This is a genomic window from Halorarum salinum (assembly GCF_013402875.1).
In the GTDB taxonomy this organism is placed as follows: domain Archaea; phylum Halobacteriota; class Halobacteria; order Halobacteriales; family Haloferacaceae; genus Halorarum; species Halorarum salinum.
This window is the reverse complement of record NZ_CP058579.1, coordinates 957,692-976,363: the sequence shown is the minus strand read 5'-3', so window position 1 is coordinate 976,363 and position 18,672 is coordinate 957,692. Positions and strand designations below refer to the sequence as shown.

15 protein-coding genes and 1 pseudogene are annotated in these 18,672 nt (G+C 60.5%); 6 read left to right on the top strand and 10 right to left on the bottom strand.

Annotated features, from left to right (window positions below):
* Positions 1-151 precede the first annotated feature (151 nt).
* The 4 genes from HUG12_RS04650 to HUG12_RS04635 all read right to left on the bottom strand — a co-directional run bounded on the left by HUG12_RS04650 (position 152) and on the right by HUG12_RS04635 (position 3,510).
* Positions 152-574, bottom strand: coding sequence for a universal stress protein (locus tag HUG12_RS04650; RefSeq protein WP_179267649.1), 423 nt, complete (start codon positions 572-574; stop codon positions 152-154).
* Positions 575-763: 189 nt separating this feature from the next.
* Positions 764-2,062, bottom strand: a complete 1,299-nt coding sequence (locus HUG12_RS04645) for a TRAP transporter large permease (RefSeq protein WP_218836397.1) — start codon at positions 2,060-2,062, stop codon at positions 764-766.
* The gene (locus HUG12_RS04640) at positions 2,062-2,607 is read right to left on the bottom strand and encodes a TRAP transporter small permease (protein ID WP_218836396.1); all 546 of its coding nucleotides are present in this window, start codon (positions 2,605-2,607) and stop codon (positions 2,062-2,064) included. The genes HUG12_RS04645 and HUG12_RS04640 overlap by 1 nt, the downstream gene beginning before the upstream one ends.
* 45 nt (positions 2,608-2,652) lie before the next feature.
* Positions 2,653-3,510, bottom strand: coding sequence for a TRAP transporter substrate-binding protein (locus HUG12_RS04635; protein ID WP_218836395.1), 858 nt, complete (start codon positions 3,508-3,510; stop codon positions 2,653-2,655).
* A gap of 775 nt (positions 3,511-4,285) precedes the next feature.
* Between HUG12_RS04635 and HUG12_RS04630 the strand changes: the two genes are divergently transcribed.
* Positions 4,286-5,359, top strand: a complete 1,074-nt coding sequence (locus HUG12_RS04630; RefSeq protein WP_179267646.1) for an Ldh family oxidoreductase — start codon at positions 4,286-4,288, stop codon at positions 5,357-5,359.
* A gap of 77 nt (positions 5,360-5,436) precedes the next feature.
* Here HUG12_RS04630 and HUG12_RS04625 read toward each other — a convergent pair whose 3' ends face one another.
* From HUG12_RS04625 to HUG12_RS04615, 3 genes are all read right to left on the bottom strand, one after another.
* Positions 5,437-6,507, bottom strand: a complete 1,071-nt coding sequence (locus tag HUG12_RS04625) for an Ldh family oxidoreductase (protein ID WP_179267645.1) — start codon at positions 6,505-6,507, stop codon at positions 5,437-5,439.
* Between the two features lie 91 nt (positions 6,508-6,598).
* On the bottom strand, positions 6,599-7,603 hold the full coding sequence (locus HUG12_RS04620; protein WP_179267644.1) for a 2-hydroxyacid dehydrogenase: 1,005 nt from the start codon (positions 7,601-7,603) through the stop codon (positions 6,599-6,601).
* A gap of 208 nt (positions 7,604-7,811) precedes the next feature.
* Positions 7,812-8,486: a 4-carboxy-4-hydroxy-2-oxoadipate aldolase/oxaloacetate decarboxylase gene (locus tag HUG12_RS04615; RefSeq protein ID WP_179267643.1), complete on the bottom strand. Its 675-nt coding sequence runs from the start codon at positions 8,484-8,486 to the stop codon at positions 7,812-7,814.
* Positions 8,487-8,734: 248 nt separating this feature from the next.
* On the opposite strand from HUG12_RS04615, the gene HUG12_RS04610 reads away from it, so the two are divergent.
* Positions 8,735-9,475 carry an IclR family transcriptional regulator gene (locus HUG12_RS04610; RefSeq protein WP_179267642.1) on the top strand — a complete coding sequence of 247 codons (741 nt, stop codon included), beginning with the start codon at positions 8,735-8,737 and terminating at the stop codon, positions 9,473-9,475.
* A gap of 974 nt (positions 9,476-10,449) precedes the next feature.
* Here the strand turns inward: HUG12_RS04610 and HUG12_RS04605 are convergent.
* Positions 10,450-11,211 carry an IclR family transcriptional regulator gene (locus tag HUG12_RS04605; protein WP_179267641.1) on the bottom strand — a complete coding sequence of 254 codons (762 nt, stop codon included), beginning with the start codon at positions 11,209-11,211 and terminating at the stop codon, positions 10,450-10,452.
* Between the two features lie 255 nt (positions 11,212-11,466).
* On the opposite strand from HUG12_RS04605, the gene HUG12_RS04600 reads away from it, so the two are divergent.
* A complete protein-coding gene (locus HUG12_RS04600; RefSeq protein ID WP_179267640.1) occupies positions 11,467-11,844 on the top strand; it encodes a RidA family protein in 378 nt (125 codons plus the stop codon).
* A gap of 31 nt (positions 11,845-11,875) precedes the next feature.
* Here HUG12_RS04600 and HUG12_RS04595 read toward each other — a convergent pair whose 3' ends face one another.
* Entirely contained in the window at positions 11,876-13,408 is a 1,533-nt protein-coding gene (locus HUG12_RS04595) for a M81 family metallopeptidase (RefSeq protein WP_179267639.1), read from the bottom strand.
* Positions 13,409-13,767: 359 nt separating this feature from the next.
* On the opposite strand from HUG12_RS04595, the pseudogene HUG12_RS22105 reads away from it, so the two are divergent.
* The 3 genes and pseudogenes from HUG12_RS22105 to HUG12_RS04585 all read left to right on the top strand — a co-directional run.
* Positions 13,768-13,923: pseudogene (locus tag HUG12_RS22105) on the top strand (hypothetical protein); the annotation flags it as partial.
* An 81-nt stretch (positions 13,924-14,004) separates the two neighbouring features.
* Positions 14,005-15,678: a CRTAC1 family protein gene (locus HUG12_RS04590; protein WP_246308138.1), complete on the top strand. Its 1,674-nt coding sequence runs from the start codon at positions 14,005-14,007 to the stop codon at positions 15,676-15,678.
* Positions 15,679-16,002: 324 nt separating this feature from the next.
* Positions 16,003-16,941: an alpha/beta hydrolase gene (locus tag HUG12_RS04585; RefSeq protein ID WP_179267637.1), complete on the top strand. Its 939-nt coding sequence runs from the start codon at positions 16,003-16,005 to the stop codon at positions 16,939-16,941.
* Positions 16,942-17,159: 218 nt separating this feature from the next.
* Here the strand turns inward: HUG12_RS04585 and HUG12_RS04580 are convergent, their stop codons facing one another.
* Positions 17,160-18,563: an aspartate aminotransferase family protein gene (locus HUG12_RS04580; protein WP_179267636.1), complete on the bottom strand. Its 1,404-nt coding sequence runs from the start codon at positions 18,561-18,563 to the stop codon at positions 17,160-17,162.
* Positions 18,564-18,672 lie beyond the last annotated feature (109 nt).

Below are 18,672 nucleotides of genomic sequence, written 5' to 3'. Positions count from 1 at the left end.
CCGAATGCTGACTGCTCTCACGTGCGCGTCCCACTCGCGACACAACCGCACGAACTCGGTTCGCCCGTCGATGACACCGCACCGCTGTTGCGACCGCTGTTTCCCCCGCTTCCCGTGAGTCACACCGAGGCCGCCGAGAGGTGGCGGACGATCACTGCGGCATGACTGTGACGACGGGTCGATCCGCACTCAAGAGGAGCGACTGCGTGACGCTGCCGAACAGCGCCTTTCCGACTGGGGATTTCTTCCTGCCACTGATCACGATGTACTCGGCATCACACTCCTGGCTGTAGGCGATGAGCTCCTCTGCGGGATTTCCAACCAGGCCGATGGCGTCGAACGAGCGGTCAGGTTGCACTCGCTGGCCGATCTCACGGGCGACCTCCTCGGCCGCTCGGCTGGCCTCGTCTACATCCTCGGAGTCCTGCGTCGATTCGGTCGCCAGGTTTCCGACCGAGAGCGTTCCGACGTGGACGATGTGGAGGTCGTGCCCGTACGCGTCGGCAAGGTCAGCTGCCCGGGTCACTACCAACTCCGCTCGTTCGGATTGGTCTACAGCAGCGACGATCGGCATTACATTCTCCATCTGTGCGGTGGTAGTTAAGTGTAGGGTGGGGGGCCACCAGTAATTGGTGAGGGTCCCTATACGATGACAGTAGTGCAACCGGAGCCACGGGGCCGTTTCGGTGCCACGTTCACGGGCTAGATGTACTTCGGTGAGAAGCGTATCATCCCACAAAAACCAGGAGAGACAGGGGAGACGTTATCCTCCCATCAGTTCGTACGGGATGTAGGTGACGATGTCCGGGACCACCGCGATGAGGAGCAACGTGATGAGCATCGGGATGTAGAACGGGGCGATACCCCGGATCGTGTCCTCCAGGTCGGCGTCGGTCACTTTCTCGAGGACGAAGAGGATAACGCCGAACGGCGGCGTGACCAGCCCGAAGGTGAGCGTCAGGACCATGAGCACGCCCAGGTGGATCGGGTCGATCCCGACAGTCTGGCTGACCGGGAGCAGGATTGGCACCAGGATGATCAGCGAGGGCGTCACGTTCATGAACGTCCCGACCACGAGGAACAGCACCATGAACAGTAGCATCACGACCGTTGGGTCGGAGGAGATCGCGGTGATGGTGTCGGCGAGGAGCATGGGAATCCGCATCTGGAGCGCGACGAGCCCATAGATCGTCGCCATACTGATGATGATCGTGAGCGAGAACGTTTCGACGGTGCTGTCACGCAACTCGATCACGAGTTCGTTCATCGTGAGGTCGCCGTAGACGGTCGCGACGAGCACCGCGTACAGGACGGCCATCGCTCCCGCTTCGGTCGCGGTGAAGTACCCCTGGAGGATCCCGCCGATGATGATGACGGGGATGGCGAGCGCCGGAATCGCTTTGAGGAACGATTGGATGGACGTCTGGAGGTCGAAGGGCTCCCCCCGTTCGTACCCACGAATCCTGACGAGGATGAATACGAACGCCATCAGCACCGCGCCCAGGAGCAGGCCCGGGAGGACCCCACCGAGGAAGAGCGCCCCGACCGATTCCTCGGCCAGCACGCCGTAGATGATGAGCGGTACGCTGGGCGGGATGATCGGGCCGATGGTCGCCGAGGCGCCAGTGAGCCCGAGCGAGAAGTCCTTATCGTAGCCGCGGTTCCGCATCGAGGTGTACTCGACGCGGCCGAGACCGGCGGCGTCCGCGGTGGCGAGGCCGGACATCCCCGAAAAGAGGATACTTGCGACGATGTTGACGAAGGCGATGCCGCCGCGCATCTGACTCACGAACGACCCCGCGAAATCGAACAACACCTCCGTCAGTCCGGACTTGTTCATGATCCGCCCCAGGAACAGGTAGAACGGGAGTGCCAGCAGGCCGAAGCTGTTCAGCCCGTAGAACAACTCGTTGCTGATGATCGCGGGGTTGAACGCCGGCCCGAACGGTGCGAGCATCATCAGGACGGACGCGAGGCCCATGGCTAACGCGACCGGGATGCCCGACGCGTACAACAGGAGGAGCACCCCGAGGAACACCAGCGAGAGCGTGACGGTGTCCATCATTTCCCCCCACGTGTAAAGCGAGCCGTGATGTCCCTGCCGAGGAGGTTCTCGAGTGCCGCGAGGAGGTTCTGGATCTCGAAGACGGCCATGAGTCCGAACCCGAGCAGGATTCCCAGGTAGATGTGGCCTGCAGTCAGCGTGGTCACGCCGCCGAGCGCCTTCGTGTCCCAGCCGTGAATCGTTGCCAGATACAGCGTCCAGATGGCGACGACGACGAACACGAGCACCGACAGGACCGTTACGATATCCAGTACCGACTGTGCCCGCTTCCGTCCGGCGAGGACTTTCTGGCGAACCAGGGTGAGTCTGACGTGCTCGTTGTTGCGAGATGCGACTGCGGCACCGAAGTACGTGCCGACGATGAACAGGTACCGGGCGATCGGTTCCGTCCACGTCGCGGTGATGGGGATGTTGAACGTCCGGAGCACCACCTGCAAACTCACCAGGATGATGAGGAGGGTGAACATGACCGTCGACACGACGATCGAGGCCCGATCCAGTACGTTCTCGCGTTTTAGCGGTAACGTTTGGTCAATTTCCATCGTATCGGAGTGATTGTCTCTCCAGGTGGTACTCAGATGTCGAATCTACACGTCTCGCCAGTAATCCCAGGTCTCGGCCCACTCCCCCTCGAAGAGTTGGTCGACGGCCGGACGACCTGCCTCACGGAACGCTTCCTGGTCGACGTCCTCGATGAGTTCGACCCCTTGGTCCGCGACCTCCTGGATGAGGTCCTCCTCGGCCGACTGACCCTGTGAGGCGCCCCATTCGGTCGCCTCGTTGACCGCCTCGTCGATCGTTTCCCGGTGGGTTTCATCGAGTCCTGTGTAGAAGTCGTTGTTAATAGTCATTGTGCCACAGGACAGCAGGTGACTCGTGAGGCTCACGTGCGACTGTACCTCGTAGAGACTCTGTGAGTTGATCTGCTGGATGTCGCCCTCGGACGCGTCGGCGACTCCCTGCTGTAGTGCGCTGTACAACTCATCCAGGGCGACGGGCGTCGGACTCGCGCCGATCTCCTCCCAGACGGCGATCCACGTGTCCAGTTGAGGGAGCCTGAGGTTCAACCCCTGTACGTCTTCGGGCGATCGAATCGGCTTATTGGAGGTGAAATGGCGGAAGCCACGGTAGATGGGCTTCCCGATGATGTTCTGGTTTCCGCGCTCCTTCAGCTGGTCACGTGCGGGTTGGAACTTCTCGCTCTGGACCAGGTTGGAGATGTGTTCGTAGTCTTCGATGACGAACGGACTGTCGACGAAGTAGTACTCTGAGGCGTAGCGGTCGATCGGCAGGAAGCCGCCGACGCTCATCTGGACCACGTTCTGGCTGACGAGGTCCGCGATCTCCTCGACGGACCCGTACGAGCCACCAGCGGCGACTTCCACGCTGATGGCGCCGTCCGATTCGCTCTCGACGTTGTCCTTGAACCGCTGGGCCGTCTTCACCTGGATGTTCTCGGGATTTTCCGTGCTCCCGAGCGTGATCTCGACGGAATCGCTTCCACCGCCACCGGTCGAGCCTGCTGTGCCACCGTTCCCTCCGTTCCCGCCGTTTCCACTGCCGTTACCGTTGCCTCCAGAACAGCCGGCCAAGGCGCTGATCCCTACCGTCGACGTTCCAGCCGTCCATTTCAGAACGTTACGCCTGCTCGTAACCGCGCTATCTCGTGTCATAGCGTCATTGGGTCACTAGGACCAACCGGGATAAGTCTTTCTCCGAGACAGCTCGTGATCGGCTTTCCGACCCCGGTGAACTCGACGGCGACGGTCGCGGTCGTGGTCCCGTTCGGTCGGGTTGCTGGGAACCGGTGTGTGTTCGCGAACGGGAGTGGGCCGAACATGGACCGGGTAGTAGAGCGGGGCGGCGGACACGACGGTGAGAACGTCGGGACCTACGTTGTGAGCACCCCCGAATTTATATGGAATGGCTGACCACGCGCAAGTAGTGTCCTCGGGTCCACAGAGGGCGACCGCCCGTACAGCTCAGCCGGACGATCACCACTCACAGACTGCCACCGAATGAGCCGGACCGAGCAGCGGTCCACGCGACCTGTTCCGCGTGTTGCAGTCGAGGAGGTGGTCCGGCCTGGGGTGCAGCGGACGCGTTCGACAAGCCGTTCCCAGCGGCGCACACGAGCAGTCCGTGTGACCACGCACCCGATCGGGTATCGGACTGCCATCGGTCGCGCATCAGATGACGACCGGGACACGCCACTCAGCCATGACTGACGAACACCGAGCGGACCATGAACGGCTCGAGACGTACGCAAGAAACGCACTCGCTGAGGTGGGACTCGACACTGGCCATGCCCAGGTCGTCGCCGAGTCCCTCGTCGACGCCGACCTCCACGGGATCGACACCCACGGCGTGTTCAAACTCCCCGAATACGTGCGCCGGCTACGGAGCGGCGGGATGAACACCGATCCGACGGTCACCGTCGACCGGACGCGAACCGCCACCGCCATCGTCGATGGCGACGACGGACCGGGGCAGTCGGTGACACATCGTGCGATGGACGAAGCGATCCAGATCGCCGACGACGCCGGTGCCGGATTCGTAGGCGTGAAGAACAGCCAGCACTTCGGGACGGCCGCCTACTTCACGCGACAGGCAGCCCAAGCGGGCTGTATCGGCATCTGTATGACCCACGCCGGCCAGAACGTCGTCCCGTTCGGTGGCACCGAGCCCTACTTCGGCACGAACCCCATCTCGATTTCGCTCCCCCGGGAGGATCACTTCCCGGTTACGCTCGATATGGCGACGAGCGTGAAGGCCAAGTCGGCGGTGGCGCTCGCCGAGAAGCGCGGCGACGACATCCCCGACACGTGGGCGATCGACGACGACGGCGAACCGACGACCGACCCGTCCGACTTCTACGCGCTTCAGCCGCTCGGCGGCCCGAAAGGGTACGGCCTGGCGTTCATGGTCGAGGGGTTCTGTGGGATACTCATGGACACCGTCTTCGGGGCGGACGTCCCCAGCTCGTACGAGAACCTCTCGACCCCGCAGGACCTCGCCCACTTCGTCGGCGCAATCAACGTCGAGGCGTACACCTCGCTTGCGGGCTACACCGAACGGCTCAATCGGATGGCCGAGGAGCTGGCGGCCGTTCCGACCCGGGACGGGTTCGACCAGGTACTCGTTCCGGGCGAGCCGGAACACGAGACGAAACAGCAGCGACTCGACCGCGGGATTCCGTTCTCGCCGTCAGAATGGGAGGCGCTCGTCGACCTCTCCGAAACGGTGGACCTCGACGCTTCCGACCTGCTGGTCGACTCAGTCGACCAGCCATAGACGGCAGCCCGCATAGACCGCAGCCCGTCTCTGTAGGCCCGACGGCCCGTCGGCGTCCCGGATGGTGATTCTCAGTTCTAGTCCGCGGAGTGGTCGGCCGGAAACGCCACTTCGTATCGGTCTGCGAGTTCGGTGAGCGTCGCGACGACGCCGGGACCGAGCGGGATCCCGTTCCGCTCGCGTTCGGCTCTCGTCTCCGCTTCGATCTCGCCCGGGAGCTTGATTTCATCGACGCCGTCCTTCGGTCGCACGGCCTTCAGGCGGGTGATGAGGTCGTCGATCTCGGCCTTGAACGTCGGGAGCTCCCGGTAGAACGAGGGGTCGATGGCGCCGACCCAGTGGCCGACCCCCTGTGGGTTCGAGTAGTCGTCATACAGGGAGTCGACGTCGGGGCTGACCCCCATTCCCGAGAGCACGCCGGAACACACGTCGACGAGGAGTCCCAGGCCGTAGCCTTTCGGCCCGCCGACGGGACGGAGTGCGTGGACGTCTGCGGGGTCGGTGACGGGATTCCCCTGGTCGTCCATGGCCCACCGTTCCGGGATCTGCTCGCCCTCCTCCTCGGCGACGTGGATCTTGCCCTTGGCGACGACGCTCGTCGCCATATCGAGCGTGATCGAGAAGTGGCGATTGGTCGGGATCGAGAACGCCAGCGGGTTCGTGCCGAAGAACGGGTCGATGCCGCCGAACGGGGCGACGTTCGGCCCGACGTTAGACATGGTGAAGCCGATGCAGTCTTCGGCCGCAGCGCGCTGGGTGTAATAGGCGGCCGTCCCGAAGTGGTTGCTGTTCCGCACGGACGCGAAGGCGACACCCGTCTCCCGTGCCGCCTCCACGGCGGCATCCATCGCCTTGACAGTCGCGACCTGTCCGGGGCCGTCGTCCCCGTCGACGATGAGCGACGAGCGAGACGGTCTGGTGATCGTCACATCGGGGTCGGAATTGAACCCCCCGTGTTCGATACTCCTGATGTACGGTTCGAGTCGCACGACCCCGTGTGAGTCGACACCGCGGAGATTCGCCCGCACCAGTGCTCGACTGACGAGTCGAGCGTGCTCATCGGAGAGTCCGGCCTGCCGGGACAGTTCCCGTGCGAACGCCGTGAGGTCGTCGTGGTCGACGGGGATGTGGTCTGCTGTGTTAGCCATGTGTTGGTCCGGTCGTGGGTCGCTGGTCGCCACCTGCGTCGGGACGAGATGGTCGAAGTCGGATTGTGTGGTTCATGCTACTGGGGCGTCCTCAGGAAGCATCATCCAGCGCGGAGTTCGGGAGTGGCTCGCCTCGGACGCCGGCCAGCGCGTTCGCTGCAGCCATCTCCGCCATCTTGTCCCGCGTCTGTACGCTCGCGCTCGCCAGATGCGGTGTCACCACGAGTTTCTCGGGTGCGTACTCGAGTATCGAGTGATCTGCCGGCAGCGGCTCGGGGTCAGTGACGTCGAGGCCAGCGCGTTCGATCCAGTCCCGTTCGAGCGCGGTCTCGAGCGCGTCGGTGTCGACGACCGGCCCGCGGCTCGTGTTGATGAGAACGGCGTCGTCCTTCATGCGACGCAACTCCGCTTCCCCGACTAGCCCCCGGGTCGACTCCAGTAACGGAACGTGGAGACTGACGAAGTCGCTCCGTTCGAAGACGTCGTCTTGGTCGACGTACGTGATGTCCACGCCGGCAGCGGCGAGTTCCTCCTCCGTCCGTTCGTGGCGTTCGACGTCCGAGTAGAGGACGTTCATCTCGAACCCCGCTGCCCGTTTCGCGACGCCGGTCCCGATGTTACCCAGGCCGACGAGGCCGAGCGTCGAGCCGTGGATGTCCTGCCCGGTGAGCAACGTCGGTTGCCACGTCTCCCACTCGCCATCGCGAACGTACGCCTGCCCCTCGACGGTCCGCCGTGCACAGGTCGCCAGGAGCGACCACGCGAAGTCGGCGGTCGTGTCGGTGAGGACTCCCGGCGTGTGCCCGACGGCGATGTCACGTGCCGCGGCGGCATCGAGGTCGACGTGATCGTATCCGACCGAATAGGTGCTGATAACGCGGAGGTCGGGTGACGCGTCCATTACCTCCGCATCCACGTCGTCGGTGAGCAGGCAGACGAGTCCGTCAGCCGACAGGGCTGATAGTCGCTCGACGAAGTGGTCCTTCGATGGCGGGGTCTTCTCGGGCCACACCTCCACAGTACAGGCCCGCTCGAGCTGCTCGAGCCCGGCAGAAGGGATACGCCGGGTTACGTATACCGTTGGCTTGTTCGTCATCCACATTGGGCAAACTCGCACCGCAGTAAAAACGTTCGGGTGCTTCCAATCGTCGCCTATCGATCGGCCGGATGTGACTCCGGAGCCGAGTCTCGGCGAATACTTCGTCTACGATCTTCGCGAGCGGGATCGTCCTTCGAGACGACAGCCCCCTGCGCTAGCGAGACGAGCATATTCGTCGCTCGAACTGGGAGTACATCGGACGACGTTACTGCTCCTGGATGACGAGATCGTCGTACTGCTCGTCGAAGTTTGCGATGTCGTAGATGTACTCGCCGTCCTGGATCCGTTCGAGCGTAGCGTCTTCGGAGTCCAGTTTGTCGCGTGCGTCCTCGAGGACGGACTCAGCGTGGTCAGGCTTGACGATAGCGACGCCGTGCTCGTCTCCCACGACGATATCGCCCGGCTCGACGACGAGTTCGCCACAGGAGACTGGGACGTTGATCGACCCGGGGTGTGCCTTGTAGGAGCCTTTGGGGCTGACGGCACGCGCGTACACGGGATAGTCGAGTTCCTCGATCTCCTTCACGTCGCGAACGGCCCCATCGATGACTGTCCCGTGGAGCCCGTGTACCTGACACGACGTCGAGAGCAGTTCGCCGACGAGTCCTGCTTCCTCGTACGCGTTCGCGTCGACGACGAGGACGTCGCCCGGTTCGGCGAGCGTCAGCGCCTTGTGCACCATCAGATTGTCCCCGGGATAGGTCTTGACGGTGAACGCCGTCCCCGCCATCGACGCCTCGTCGTAGACGGGCTTGATTTCGCTGGCCATCGTGTTCTCGTACTTGGACGTCACGTCCGACAGGATCGGCGTTGGAATCCCGTCGAAGGCGGCGACAAGGTCGGCTGGTGGGCGGTCGATCTCCGAGATCACTCTGTGCATGCGTACGACTTCGAGTGTCCACGACCGGACTTAATTGGACCGGTAGGACCAACGCCTAGCCGTTTCACGTGGTGAAACGATAATTGCCACAATAACCGTGAACGACACCGGGAAGGGGGACAGCGGAAGAGGATCCGAACGATAGAGCGGTGACAGCGGCCGATTTTAGCTGCGTGACGAATCAGCGATAACGCCGTCCGTTTCACGCCATGAAACAGATTTATGCACGAGGGGTCCGACGGGCGAGTATGGTGAAAACGCTCGAAAAGACGGTCGAGATCATCGACGGACTCGACGCGAACGGTCCGTGCACGCCAAGCGCGCTGGCAGCGCGAACCGGCCTCCCCCGAAGCACAGTGTATCATCACCTGAGTACGTTAGCGGAGAACGGGTTCGTCGTCAACACGGACGGGACCTATCGACTCGCACTTCGGTTCCTCAGCATCGGCGAGACCGTTCGGCGGGGGATGGAACTGTTCGACATCGCGCGGACGGAGATTGACGAACTCGCCAGTCGGATCGACCTCCCAGTCGGTCTCTACGTCTCCGAGTACGACCAGGCTGTCCTCCTCTACGATCGCGGTGAGAATCCGAGCGTCCCGGCGACGGTTCACGTCGGGGACCACCTCCCACTCCACACCACAGCTGCCGGGAAAGCCCTCCTGAGCATCCAGGCAGAACGGGAAGCGGATGGCGTTGGAGACGAGGCTCGCCGCTCGTACACGGACCGAACGATCACCGATCCCAGTACGCTCGAATCGTCGCTGTCCGGGATAGCAGATCGCGGGTATGCGACTGCGTGCGGAGAACGTTGGAACGGTCGGTGTAGCCTGGCAGTCGCGCTCGCCTACGGCGACGAATCGGACGCTGCCGCCATCGAGATCGAACTCTCGCCGGAGCAGTTCGACGACCTCGATCACGGCGAACTCGCATCCGAGGTGCAGCGAACGGCGAGCGTCATCGAGATCAAATCCGATTACTCGCCGTAGGAACGGGATGGGGACCGGCATGCTCTACTGGACGACCTCTGTGCCAGTCGCGACGCTCACGGCAGCGTTCGAGAAACGTAGATATCGAGCGTGTTCGCCCAGTATGGGGCCACATCCTCCAAACTGGAGTAAGACCAGAGATAGATACCATGGAGAAAGTCACCTGCGACGCTGACTCGAATTCGTCGATACACTAGCTGGCGCTACGTGTTCGCCTGCGAGGAGTCACGGTACACCTCGTCCGACGGTTCCCCATTACAGAGATACGCCTGTAATCAGGTCGTGGAAGGCCTTGTCGGTACCAGTCGATTGTCGGAGACACGAGGACGCCCGAAATCTACGCGCCCTACAATCGGTCGCCGAGGCCCATCAACGTCGGAGATGTGTCGATGAACGCGTCACTTTCGATACCACCATCAAACCACCCCTCAACAATGCATGCAGGACCCGGTATGAAGTCGATGCATAGGTTCACATGACACCTATTTATCGAGTCGGCGTGTCAAGAGTCCGATAATCACTGAGAGTTCTTCGGGATAACAAAGGACTCGCTTGTTAATACCGGATACAGTTCCGTGCCGTTGTTCTGTGTCGAACTAGCTGTAGGCATTCGCCTACGTCAGGGGCTTGCATATCTGACACACCATGGGGAAATACCCGTTTGTGGGAGAGGGGAGATGATGGGTCGATAGATTGGCGATCGATGAGGCATTCTGACGTACAGAAGGAGAGGGCTGAGAGATATCAGTACCACAATATGGATTAACAACGATGTGACTGTGCCATATAGCTGGAATACTCTTGGGAGTAAGCTCGAAACGACTGGCGACCATTCCCCATTACAACCATACTACTGTAATATCGCCTATCGATTTGTGGCCCTCGATCTCGAATTAACACACAGAGCAGTTACCCATCCACCGTTAACGAACACCCGATACAATGTCGGTGTGTTCCGCATTACCGGAAGCAGACTAGGAGTAGGCCAGATTGACTTCGATCACGTTCGCAACCTGCGTCACTCGGTCTGCGAGTTCGTTTTCCAATCGGTCAGGCTGCATCCGATTTTTCGGGCCTGAGATACTGAGCGCTCCAAGCGCATAGCCCTCATCATCTGTAATGGGCGCCGCGACACAGCAGAGCCCCCGCAGTTGTTCTTCTCTGTCTAACGCGAATCCCCGTTCTCGAACCACATCCAGTTCGTCGAAGAGTTCCGGAGGTGTAGTGACTGTTTGTTCGGTTTCACCGGCGAGACCATGCCGCTCAATTACGTCATTTACGAACGACTCCGGTCGATTTGCAAGGATCGTCTTTCCCGCCGCAGTCGAGTGGAGGTGTTCTCGTTTCCCCAGGAAGGTGTCGAGATTCACCGCGTTCTCGCCTCGTTTGAGATCGAGGTAGACACCGAGCCCGCGCTCTTCCGTGACGAGGTTCACGAGTTCCCCGGTGTCCATCGCAAGTTCCCGGAGTTCCGGGCGAGCAACCTTGTAGAGGCCCATGTTGTCGCGCTGTCGGCCACCGTGATCGAGGAACTTCAGACTAATTCGGTACTCGCTCCCCTCTTTTAATACATAGCCGCCCTCAACCATCGTAACAAGGTGGTCGTGTACAGTGCTCTTTGCAACCCCGATCTCCGTTGCGAGTTCTGTAACACCTGCCCCTCCCAGTTCATCAAGAGCCTCGAATATCCGAAATCCTGTTTCCAGTGATTTTACCTTGGAAGAGTTTTGCGACATTGGTCATGTGGTGGCATGGACTGGCGCGTCTTAATTGTTCCGCACCGCCGGACGAGTTGACGACTCCGCTCCACTACCGGCGAAGCGAAGATAGTGGCAAGACAGCCGTTCTCTTAGCAATCTGGGCCGTCATAGCGTGGTCACGGTCTGTGATTCTGGTGGCAACGTGTCCGGCAATACGGAACGAAGTGCCAGAATGAGCAGTGCTGTATTTCAGAGCGAGAATTTAAATAACTCTCCGGGTATCGACAAACGATGGAGCAGATCCAGTCACTCTCCACCGAGAGCCAGTTGCCGTTTTCGGAAGCGATCAAGCACGGTGAGACGATTTACGTCTCGGGACAGGGCCCTGTTGACCCACACTCGAGAGAAATCGTGGGAACGACGCCGGAGGAACAGGTCGACAGAACCCTCGATAACATCGCTCGGATTCTGCAGGCCGGTGGGTCCTCGCTCGAGTCGATCGTGAAAGCAACGGTGTACCTCAATGATATCGACCATTACGATCGTGTAAACGATGCGTACGGTACTCGACTCACTGAGCCGTATCCGGCGAGAACCGCAATGGAAGTCGTGAATCTTCCAGTGGACATCATGGTCGAAATCGACGTTATCGCAGCTGTCGAGGACTAACCGGAAAAACGTCACAACCGTCGACACATTTCTAGGCTGGATACGCGTCTTCGTCCAAATCGTCAAGCGGGAAGATCGGTCGGGGTATCTTGGAATACTCGAACCGCGCTGGGTTCACCGCACTCGTCCCTGGCGTATCGATGAGAATTACCTCGCTCGACATCGGTTCGTAATCTCCGAGGAACGCGATCAAACTCGGGATACAGATCATCGACAGTCGCTCGGGAGGTTGACCGATGTGACGCCAGATTTCCGCGTCGAACGCGGAGGCCCTCGTCCGGGCGAGAACGACCGTCATGGAATCGTCTTGGCCACACTGGAATCGTACTGTCGTGCCGATGTCGTTCTGCACCCCCTGTCCAGAGTGGGAGGTTCCCGTGTTCACGTATCGACCGTCGGTGATCGCCTTGACGTAGCCGTCGATATCCTCGATCGGTTCACCGTGGCGGTCGTCGGATTTCCCGCCGATCGTCGTCGTGACCCGATTGCCGACACCTGCCTCCAGACAATCATCGACGGCTTCCGGGTCGTACATGATCGCCCAGCCAGCGTTCTCGACGCCCTGATCGAGCATCTCGCGGAGGACGGTCGTTCCGTTGGAGGCGCCGCCACCACCGGGATTCGATCCAAAGTCAGCCATAACGATCGGGCCGTCACCAGGCTCGAGGTCGGCGGCGCGTTCACGTGCCTGCTCGATCGCCTCGGCGGGTTTCGGATACTCTTCCACGAACGCTTCACGCATTTCCCAGGCCAATTCGGCTAACTCTCGTGAAACCTGCCGTGCAAGGTCAGGGTCGTCGTCCGTGACAACCGGAACAGTGAATCCCATCTCGAGGATGTCCGCGTGATAGAACCCGGGGAGGACGTTTACTTTCAGAACGCCATCGCGTTCTTCGAGCCGTCTCGCGTGCGCCATCACCTCCGCCATCGGACCGTCCGGAGTGTACGCTTTGGGTTGGTAGGCGATCATGGGTGGCCGCTCGAAATGCATCGCTGGAGAGATTGCGTTCTCCATGGCCCGAATGAGAAGTCGCATCCCCCGGCGACCAGTCTCTGCTTTGTCGAGGTGGGGGTACGTCTCGTACGCGACCAACGCGTCTGCCGCCTCGACCATCCGTTCGGAGACGTTTCCATGGAGATCGAGTGTGACCACGATCGGAATTGATTCACCAACGAGGTCCCGCACTGCTTCGATGAGCGGTCCCTCACCGTCGGTGTGGCTTTCCGACACCATTGCCCCGTGGAGGGGAAGGATGACGCCGTCAAGTTCGTCAATGTGGTCGCGGACGCCGGTCAGGATTCGGTCGGTGTAGAAGTCGTACGTCTCATCATCCACGACCCCTCCGGGCGTCGCGAAGGCCGAGACGGTGTGGACTAGCTCGACGTCCTCCTCATCGGCGACATCGATGACTCCACCGACAGCGGTTTCGGTACCTCGAAGGTTCTCTCGTACCCCACCGTCGAGGTACTCCTGTCGTTCCTGAAAGTCCGACCGTGTCACGGGCTCTGAGACGAAGGTATTGGTCTCGTGGGCGAACGCGCCGACGACGACTGTATAGCTCATAGGTGAGACGTATCGTGAAGAGGGAAGTGAACATATATATCTACCCCAGTATTTGCCTGAGCGACGCCGCGAAGGGAACTCGGACTCGCATGGTTGATGGCGCATACTTCGCTTTACGCTCGAGAGATCCCGTTACCCCACATCACCCTTCTCAACCACTCTCCCGATCTGGCATCATCTGCGTGAGATCGATTCGCTCACAGTGTAACTACTATCGGTGCCACAATCGATTATTGAAATCCGTACGGTGGTCGGTACGACATCGATGTTGAATCGGCGCTCAGAGGAAGCATTATCTAATCTGCACGTTCCAATAACTAGTTCAGGGATAGAATTAAGTCATCTGGCAATAACGGCGAATGTGGTGTGATACCATGCCAAACCAAGGGAACACTGTAGACGTCAAACAGGGGAGCAGGACCGACGGTCACGCTGGTCGCACGGACGCAGACGAACAAGTAGCGCCACGAACTAGTATCGATCGCCGAAACTTCTTGAAGGGATCGGCAGCCGGGATCGGCGCTGCTGTCGTCGGGTTCAGTGGGTTCGCGTCCGCTACCGACTCCGCCAGCAATTCAGGGCAAGGTTGCACTGCCATGCCCCCAGATTCTACTGGTGGCGCGGAGATTGGGGACATCAGTCTCAAGGAGGTTACTGGAGAGGTTGGCCTGCTCGAACCACTGAAAGGGATGATGGGCCACGCGACCGCGTGGGGTGACGTGACCGGAAACGGTTGGCTGGATCTGTTCGTCGGAACGTTCACCGGCCGACCCCGAGAGAACTACCTGGTCCGCGGGTCCGATGGCATCGCGCCGGACCGCCTGCTACTCGGCGGCCCCGATGGCTTCACCGTCGCCGAGAACTTCCCGGAGATGTACGGGCGGACCAGTGGTGCCGCATTCGTCGATCTGGATAACGACGGTGACCTGGATCTCGTGCTGTCCCGTAACGACTCCAAGTCCTCCGCACCGAATGACAAATTCAACGAATTCGACAATCAGACCATCGTCCTGGAGAACGACGACGGTGAGTTCTCCAGGGTGGCGACACTCGATAACGGGGGTGTCGTAGACCACGAATTGTACGGTCGGACCGTCGTCCCGTTCGACTACGATGATGACGGATTGATCGATCTGTTCGTCATCGACGATCACTACGGAGACGACCGCAGTTCGTTGCTGTTCCGTAATGAGGGGGGATTCGAGTTCAGTGACGCAACGGAGGATGCCGGACTCCCCAGAGGGGTTACCGGCCTCGGGGCAGCGGCGGCGGACTTCACCGGTAACGGATGGCCCGACCTGCTGGTATCTGGGTCAGTCCGCACTGATGACGACCCGAGCGGATACATGGAGGCTCAATCTGCCCGCCTGTTCCTCAACTCCGGAGGTTCGTTCCGAGAGGTAGACGCTTCCACCTTCACGCTTCCATCGCATCACCCGGTCGATGAATCCGGCGGCATCGCGGTCGCTGATCTAAACCGTAACGGCCGCCTCGACGTGGTCCTCGGGGAGCACAAACACGTTGCCCTCGGTGAGGGGATTCCCGCAGCCAGAGTGTATCTCCATCGCGGTCTCGATGCCGATGGCGTCCCCATATTCGAGGACGTCACCGAAGCAGCCGGAATCCCGGATGTCACGACCAGGGTCCCACACGTCGAACTCGTCGATCTGAACAACAACGGCTGGCCCGATCTGCACACGAGCCTCTCGCGAGGTGATGGAACGATGCCGGCGGTGTTCCAGCACACAGGTGTCGACGAGAACGGAGTTCCACAGTTTGCCACGCCAAGTGGCCTCGGCGAAGAACGGACTGAGCCACCCACGCAGAGTCAGTGGGAGACGGTCGTGGGAATCGATCGCTACTGGGCCGTCGGCGCCAGCGAAGACTATGACCGCGACGGACGGCTGGATCCCTTCCTCGTGGAGTGGTTCCAGGAACTGCCGTCTCGAATGTTCCACAACGAGAGCGACGCAGGAAATCACCTCTTCGTCGATGTGGCTCCGCAAGCCGAGGCTATCGGCGCCCGCGTCGAACTGTTCTGTCCTGGTCGGCTCGGCGAGGAGGGTGGTCGAATCGCGACCCAGTCAGTGACAGCAAACACCGGATATGCCTCGGGAGTCAGTACGGAACTCCACTTCGGCCTCGGCCAAGCACCCGCTGTCGACGTCCAGGTCACCCTCCCGCACGACAATGGGACTGTCCAACGGCGCGGCGTTCGTGCGAACCAGCATCTGACGATCAACGCTCTCGAATCGACCGAATACCAGTAGACGAACGAGTCGTGGTAGGGCCCCGTATACTCGTCTCTTTTTCCCCAGTTCACCCTTAACTCACGTGATTAACATTCCAGTCCCATCCAAACGTGGAGGGAATCGATACGGGAACACGCACTTTCGGCCGGGGCCGTTTTGGCAGAGAATCCTCTCGCTTCGATTCATCCGTACGAGAATGAGGAATGCACACAAGAGCGAATTTTTGGAAGAGGCAATCGGGTTTCGTGATCCTACCGTCGAATCCGGAACCCGTGGTCGTCGTATCGTCGCTCTGTCCAAGGAAGTATTATTACTCGTCTCTCCATCCGATACTGGAAGAGCATGCCTGAAAAGCTAGACTCACAGGCGAGGCGGTTGCTTGAGCGGAACGCAGATATGACCATTCTCCCCTCACACGTGCTCTCGCCGGAAAGCGCGAGGAAGACGCTGAACGACCTCCTCATCACCGATGAGTCTGGAGAGAGTGTTGGCGAGGTGACTGACTGGAAGATCGCCGGGCCGTCGGGAGGAGTACCCGTCCGAGTGTATCGCCCGGGTGGGGAAGGACCGTTTCCGATAATCGTGTACTTCCATGGAGGAGGGTGGGTGAAGGGGAACATCGAAACGCACGACGATCTCTGCCGCCAACTGACCAACGAGACGGAGGCAATCGTCGTCTCGGTCGACTACAGGCGGCCCCCAGAATCCCCATTCCCGGCAGCGCTCGAGGACTGCTACGCTGCAACGACCTGGGCGGCCAAGCACGCGGAGCATCTCGACGGCGATTCCGAGCAAGTTGCCGTCGGCGGGGAGAGCGCGGGGGGCAACCTCGCCGCGGCCGTCTCACTGCTCGCTCGGGACCGTGACGGTCCGACTGTTCGCCACCAGCTCCTTCTCTATCCGGTCCTCGATCGGGACTTCTCACGTGATTCCTACCGCGAGGTCGGGGATGTCGGATTGCTCACGGAGGCGAACATGCGGTGGTACTGGGAGCAATATCTCGAACGTGACATCGATTCGATGAATCCCTATGCTGCACCGCTCCAAGCTCGTGACCTCTCAAATCTTCCGGCGGCAACTGTCGTCACCTGTGGCTGGGATCCGCTTCACGACGAGGGTGTCGATTACGCTGAGCGCCTTGCGGAGGCTGGGTCGTCCGTAACCCTCATCGACGAACCTGACCAGCTTCACGGGTTTCTCTCCTGCCCGGACGTTATCGACCGAGCCGACGAGGTCTGGGCAGAAATCGCATCCGACGTGCGGGATACGTTCCGACAGTGACGAACCCACGATACAGATATTCGTCATCGATCGGAATGTGGAGCCTTCCCCGCAGCACGATTCAAACTAGGACGCGTCGTTATCGAGGATTCCTACACGGTGTCAGCCGGACCTCGGCCGACGTTGGCGCTCGATCTTCTCGAAGTACACGCGAAGTCGAGTCGTTGTCCTCCAGTTCCCAGTTCGGGACTAACTCACACGGTCGGGTGTAGGGCCAGTTAGACGTGGGAGATGGATTCTTTCGCCGCTTCCAGCGCCTCGTCGATGTGTTCATCGGTGTGGGCGTGCATCAGGTTAATGCGACCACCTTTTGGGGGCAGGAAGATGCCCTCTCCCACCATCCTGCTGGCGAACTGTTCGTAAGTCGCCGCATCGGTATGTGGGGAGATGTCCCGCCAGTCGTGCCACTGCGACGGGTCGCTCTCGCCGTCCGTGAAGTGAAGACAGAAGAATCCCGCGAACTCGGGAATGAAGACGTCGTGGCCTGCATCAGTCAGAATTTCTTCGAAGCCCTCGGTCAGTCGCTCCCCCCGCTCATACAGGTCCGCGTAGCCGCGTTCCCCGACGCTGTTCAACAGTTCGAGGTTCGCGTGTGCTGCTGCAACGACGAGCGGATTTCCGGAGAACGTTCCCATGAACGTTGCTTTATCGGGCCCAGACTCGAGGAAGCGCATCACGTCCTCCCGTCCAGTCAACGCGGCACAGGGGTAGCCGTTGGCCATGGCCTTGCCGAAGATGGAGAGGTCAGGTTCGATATCGAAGTACCCCTGTGCGCCGTGCAGGCCCATTCTGAACCCGGTGACGACCTCGTCCAGGATGAGCAGTACATCGTGCTCGCGGGTCAATCGGCGGAGATCCTCGAGGTATCCATCCTGCGGCCAGAGGAGTCCACTATTACTCATCACGGCTTCGGTGATGACAGCAGCGATCTCGTCGCCCTGGCGCTCGAGTTTCTCCTCCAGCAGCGTCGTATCGTTCCACGGAACCGTCTCGACGGCCTCGAGGGTCGATCCGGGGACTCCCGCCGTCTCGGGGATCTTCGTCGCATTTCGTCCCGTTCCGAGATTCTCGACGGTCGGATGAACGTTCACGAGTGCGTAGTCGGTGTGCCCATGATACATCCCTTCGAATTTGAGAACCTTCTCTTTACCCGTGTACGCCCGTGCGAGCCGCAACGCACTCATTACTGCCTCCGTTCCGGTGCTGATGAATTTGGTCAGGTCGCTTCCGGGCACGAGTTCGTTCATCAGTTTCGCGGTCTCGTACTCGAGTTCGTAGGTGGTAGCGAAGTACGGACCACGTTCGACCTGACGCTTTACTGCCTCCTCCTGCGCTTCCGGCCCGTGGCCATTGATGATCGCGGAGACACCGCAGTGAAAGTCGATGTACGAGTTTCCATCGACGTCGGTGAGTTCGGCACCGTTGCCCTCCTCCATGTAGATCATCGGATACGGTGCGTAGGAGCCTTTCCCACGGTGATTGGATGACGTCGCTTCAGGAATCTCTTCTTCCGCCTTGCGTTGCAGGGTCAGTGACCGGGAAAACGAGTCTAGACCGAGCGCTCCGTACGATTCGTACGTCCCCTCCGATACCGATGGCTCCACCGCTGAAGGCTCATCCATGGAGAACCGTTACCAAGGATGTTAATAAAATTTCCGCAGCCTCGCAACAGATTCGAGCACGGTCTCGCATATCGGATTCGAGCGGAACGGTTTGGGGATAACCTCTTTA